General features: G+C 51.1%; 6 protein-coding genes and 4 tRNA genes. 9 read left to right on the top strand and 1 reads right to left on the bottom strand.

What is annotated here, in order from left to right; genetic code table 11:
- Positions 1-124: 124 nt before the first annotated feature.
- Positions 125-442 (bottom strand): hypothetical protein, encoded by a 318-nt coding sequence (locus Q4563_RS15430; RefSeq protein ID WP_303605078.1) that lies wholly within the window; start codon positions 440-442, stop codon positions 125-127.
- A 174-nt stretch (positions 443-616) separates the two neighbouring features.
- Between Q4563_RS15430 and alr the strand changes: the two genes are divergently transcribed.
- The 9 genes from alr to Q4563_RS15385 form a co-directional block, all read left to right on the top strand.
- Positions 617-1,744: an alanine racemase gene (alr, locus tag Q4563_RS15425; RefSeq protein ID WP_215975034.1), complete on the top strand. Its 1,128-nt coding sequence runs from the start codon at positions 617-619 to the stop codon at positions 1,742-1,744.
- Positions 1,744-2,721 carry a bifunctional biotin--[acetyl-CoA-carboxylase] ligase/biotin operon repressor BirA gene (gene birA / locus Q4563_RS15420; protein WP_303605077.1) on the top strand — a complete coding sequence of 326 codons (978 nt, stop codon included), beginning with the start codon at positions 1,744-1,746 and terminating at the stop codon, positions 2,719-2,721. Before alr ends, birA begins: the two co-directional genes overlap by 1 nt.
- Complete coding sequence (locus tag Q4563_RS15415) at positions 2,718-3,443, top strand: type III pantothenate kinase (RefSeq protein WP_303605076.1); 726 nt, start codon at positions 2,718-2,720, stop codon at positions 3,441-3,443. The genes birA and Q4563_RS15415 overlap by 4 nt, the downstream gene beginning before the upstream one ends.
- A 21-nt stretch (positions 3,444-3,464) precedes the next feature.
- Positions 3,465-4,160: an SPOR domain-containing protein gene (locus tag Q4563_RS15410; protein WP_215975031.1), complete on the top strand. Its 696-nt coding sequence runs from the start codon at positions 3,465-3,467 to the stop codon at positions 4,158-4,160.
- A gap of 48 nt (positions 4,161-4,208) precedes the next feature.
- Positions 4,209-4,284 (top strand) — tRNA-Thr (locus Q4563_RS15405).
- 91 nt (positions 4,285-4,375) lie between these two features.
- Positions 4,376-4,459, top strand: a tRNA-Tyr gene (locus Q4563_RS15400).
- Between the two features lie 87 nt (positions 4,460-4,546).
- Positions 4,547-4,620 (top strand) — tRNA-Gly (locus Q4563_RS15395).
- A gap of 17 nt (positions 4,621-4,637) precedes the next feature.
- Positions 4,638-4,713: transfer RNA gene (locus Q4563_RS15390), tRNA-Thr, on the top strand.
- A 91-nt stretch (positions 4,714-4,804) separates the two neighbouring features.
- Positions 4,805-4,890, top strand: an 86-nt coding sequence (locus tag Q4563_RS15385; protein WP_235577371.1) for a GTP-binding protein, incomplete at its 3' end; no start/stop codon positions are given.

The following is a 4,890-nucleotide window of genomic DNA, read 5'->3' as shown; positions in this document are numbered from 1 at the left end:
AATGTGGCACACGACCTACCATAATCATGTCCAGCGTCCAGCGTCCAGCGTCCAGCGTCCAGCGTCCAGCGTCCAGCGTCCAGCGTCCAGCGTCCAGCGTCCCGTTTCCTGCATAGAGCAGTGCTCAATCAATTTCTTCGGGTTCAACGGCTGTGGCTTTAGTTGCCTTCACGGCATTTGTTGCTGGAGCGTTTTGAGTCCCGGACGCTGAAGGTGTATGACGTCGAATGATGTCTCGGTCTAGACCGCCTTTTCTAGTACCGTCGTTGGCAGAAGTAATTTTTCTTTCGGTACTTGTTGTCTGGTTGGGTGCGGAAGAAGTTTCAGTGCTTTCCCCTTTAATGTCACCAATTTTTAAATAACCGGCAGATAGTGCGTGTTGGCTGCTTAGTAGCACAAGGGTAAAGGCAGTAATTTGTAAAAGGTTGTGGGTAAGTTTCATGGTATATGTCCTCGTAAGTTGTGTGTATTTATGAGTCGTTAGAAGAAAAGGGAAGGTTCAAATGAACTGTTCGTGGCTGTTTTGCCGAGGATGGCGGTATGGGCGGTGGGCCGGAGTGCTGGCTTTTATCTTCTACTTTTGTAACTATGCCGCTTTGACTGAATTTGGTTGTTTATGAGCGAGTATTCTCCAGGCTTAACCATTGATCTTACTGCAGTGGTCGATAATTGGTGTGCACTGGCGCGTGTCTGCGCGCCAGCGGTGACTTCTGCGGTAGTGAAGGCGGATGCTTACGGTCTGGGTGTAGGGCGTGTGTCCGAGGCTCTGTTTGCTGCAGGCTGTCGCCATTTCTTTGTCGCTACATTGGATGAGGCGCAAGAATTATTCTCGTGTGTAGGTTCTGATATAAGTTGTTATGTGCTGGGTGGTGCGCCCTCTGGCCGCGAGTTGGAATGCGCTCGTATCAATGCTATGCCAGTGTTATCGTCACTCAGCGCAATACGACGTTGGCGCGAGGCTTTGGCGCAAGAGGGAGTAAGTTGGGCCCCCTGTGGTTTGAAATTTGATACTGGTATGAGTCGTCAAGGTGTTAGTTTGTCGCAGCTCGATGAACTTTTACAAGAGCGGCACCTGTTGCAAGGGCTTAATCCGCAATTAATCATGAGTCATTTGGCGTGTGCGGATGAGCCGGTTCACCCCCTTAATAAAACCCAATTAGATGAGTTCAAAAGTCGCGCTCCCAAGCTGCGTGCAATGTTGCCTGATTGTAAGCTTAGTCTGGCTAACTCCTGTGGCATTTTCTTAGGTGCCGACTACCATCTTGATCTGGTGCGTCCGGGTGCGGCTCTTTATGGTTACCAACCACCTACCGCTCTGCGAGGTACAATCGCCGATGTGGTTACGCTGTCCTTGCCTGTTTTGCAGATAAAGCGACTCGAGATTGATAGCGCTGTAGGTTATGGCGCTACCATAACAAAAGCTAAAGGCTCGATTCTCGCGATATGTGCCGGTGGCTATGCCGATGGTTTACACAACATTATGCAATCAAAGGGGTGTGGTGCGTGGCATGGACAGGAGGTTCCAGTAGTGGGAAGAATCTCCATGGATGCCACCATATTTGATCTCTCTGCGGTGCCTGGAATAGAGACATGTCTGGACTCTGTCTCATTGCCTGCGGTTGAGGTAATTAATAAAGATCTCTCGTTTTCTCGTCTAACACAGGAGCGGGGCTTATTGGGGTATGAGCTGCTAACCAGCTTGCGTGGTGGTCGCTATAAGCGGCACTATCAGGAGGTTAAATAATGGAAACGCCTCTGTTGGCGCTATTGCATTTGATGGGTGACGGTGAATTTCATTCGGGTGAAGAGTTGGGTAGTGTGTTGGCCATCAGTCGCACGGCGGTATGGAAACAACTGCAAAAACTGCAAAAATTGGGGCTTGATTATGAAAGTGTGAAGGGGCGAGGTTACCGCTTATCTGTCCCGCTGGAGTTGCTTGATGCTAAACAAATTGCGAGCTTGTCGAACATAGATCCGACTCGTATTCAGGTGCTGTCAAGTTGTGACTCAACCAACTCGCAGTTGCTTGATTCATCCGCTCCATTACCGTCGGAGAGTTTTTGTTTGGCTGAGCAGCAAACGGCCGGTAAAGGTCGCCGCGGGCGCCAATGGGTAAGTCCCTTTGGTTGCAATCTATACCTTTCTGGCGTCTGGCAGTTTGAGGGGGGTGCCGCTCAATTAGAGGGGCTAAGTTTAGCAGTAGGTGTTTGTATTGCTCGAGCTCTGGAGTCTTTTGGGGTTGAGGGTGTCCAGTTGAAGTGGCCCAATGATGTGTTGGTTGGTGGGAAAAAGTTAGCGGGCATCTTGCTAGAGATGTCAGGCGATCCTGCGGGCCTATGTCGGGTAGTGGTTGGGGTCGGCATTAACATGCAAATGCCTGCCACTTCGGCGCAAAGTATCGATCAGCCGTGGATTGACTTGCAGCGTTTGGTGCGAGAACAGAAGTTGGCCCCTGTCGGTCGCAATACCTTGGCTGCGGGTTTAATTCAGCAGTTGTGTGGGCTCATGATTAAATTCGAGCGCGGCGGATTTACCCCCTGGCGTGAGCTTTGGCTTCAGCGTGCGGCTTTTCTTGGCTCGCAGGTAAGCTTACAAACTGCAAATAGTGTTGTTGATGGCACCCTGATAGGCGTGGATAACAGTGGAGCTTTACAGCTGAGTGTGGGCGATGAAGAGCGATTATTTTACGGTGGAGAGGTCAGCTTGAGAGCTGTGTCATGAATTTATTGATTGATATGGGTAATAGTCGTATCAAGTGGCAACTGAAGCAGTGCGAGCTAATTGTGGCCGCGGGTATTGAAGATTATACGGGATCTTGGTCATGGCTCAATAGCGTAGCTCATGACTACGATGTCATCCATGTGTGGGCGTCCAGTGTCGCAGGTGCCAAACGCGAAGATCAGTTGCAAGCATTTTTAGCTGAGGCCGATTTGCCTCCCGCCCAGTTTGCAATAGTTGAAGATTCTTGGGCAGAAATTCAGTGCGCTTATAAAGATTACTCTAAGCTCGGTATTGATCGATGGCTGGCCATTATAGCCGGTCGCTCTCTTGCGTCCGGTGCCTACATTGTTGTGGATAGTGGTACTGCCATTACCGTTGATAGTGTGACCGCAGATGGGTTGCATCAAGGGGGTTGGATTGGGCCTGGTGTGGCTTTGATGCGTCGCGCCATGTCGGCGCAGTCACAAGCGTTGGCGGTGGCTTTGAGGGAGCCTCATCAGGTTTACACAGATTTGGGGGTAGACACTCAAACGGCTATAGACGGTGCTATAACCGCAATGGGGCGAGGCATGATTGAAGCGGCGATGCACAGTGATGTGACCCCAAAAACACTGGTGCTGACCGGTGGAGATGCAGGTTGTTGGCACGCCCTGTACCCGGAGGCTGTGTGGGCGCCGGATTTAGTGTTTATTGGATTGGAACAATATTTTGCGGTGCCTTGATGTGCGGCAACAGGAGGGTGTATGCGTTTAATATTTTTCGCGCTGTTGGGTGTGAATGTGGCTGTATTGGTGTTGCAGTTGACAGTGTGGTCGGCTGAGGAGGCTGTTGCTGTCCAGTCCGCTCCGGTCTCTTCGGGTGGAGAAGCCTTGCGACTGCTTAGTGAGGGGGAGCGCTCTACGCAGGTCTCGCGTTCGTCAGAAGCTGCGCGGGCAACAGTGGAAGCCTCGGTACCGAAAGAGGGGTTGTGCGATATGGTGGGACCTTTCGAACGCTTGTTAAGGGCAGAATATTTCGTTGAGGCGCTGCAGGCTTTGTCGGTGACGGCTACGGTTAAGGCGCTGGAGGTGCCAGAAGGGAAAGGGTATTGGGTGCACTTGCCGCCGGAATCATCGAAAAAAGAAGCGCTGGGGCGCCTACGTGAGGTGCAGGCTAAGCAAATAGACAGCTATTTAATTCCGAAAGGGGATCTTGCCAATGGTATTTCTTTTGGTATGTTTACCCGCCAAGAGCTGGCCTTGGCTAAGCTGGATGAGATGCAAACCTTGGGTTATGAGGCAGAAATCCGTGAAATCACCCGTACTCGCAAAGAGAATTGGGTGGTGTTGGGGGCGGGGCAAGCACAAAAAATGAGCAATGAGAGGTGGTTAGAGTTGATCTCACGAGAAAATAACGTCGAGAAACAACAAAAATATTGTTCAGGTGTTGCGTCTGAGTAAAAGTTTCACTAGAATCCCGCCTCCACGTTAACACGTGGCCTGAGAAATGCTGGCGTAGCTCAGTTGGTAGAGCAGCTGACTTGTAATCAGCCGGTCGGGGGTTCGACTCCTCTCGCCAGCTCCATTTTCTCTAGAAGGTTGCTGTAACCGAGTGAATTCCTTAGGGAATTCAGTTGACAGTGACAGCTTCGAGCTGGACAATGCACGGCTCGTTCGCAGGGGTTCCCGAGTGGCCAAAGGGATCAGACTGTAAATCTGACGCGAAAGCTTCGGTGGTTCGAATCCACCCCCCTGCACCATATTTATCCGCATCGAGCGGGGCAAACACGTTTGCCATAGGCTAGGAGGTATCAGCTAAGGCTGAGCTTCGCTGGCATTAAGTGTAAGCGGGCATAGTTCAGTGGTAGAACGTCAGCCTTCCAAGCTGAATATGCGGGTTCGATTCCCGCTGCCCGCTCCAAGTGTTATCGGATTAAGGCTCTTGTAGCTCAGTTGGTAGAGCACACCCTTGGTAAGGGTGAGGTCGGCAGTTCAAATCTGCTCAAGAGCTCCATATTCCCTGGCTGCGAAAGGTTGTCTTTCGCGGCTGTTTTTTATGTGTAAGTAATGGCTTGTTTTGACGGCTGATTGAGGAGGCGCTCGCAATGGCGAAGGAAAAGTTCGAACGTAATAAGCCCCACGTCAATGTGGGCACCATTGGTCACGTTGACCACGGTAAAACCACTCTGAC

Source organism: Gilvimarinus sp. 1_MG-2023 (genome assembly GCF_030548285.1).
This window is presented reverse-complemented; position numbering and strand designations above follow the sequence as displayed.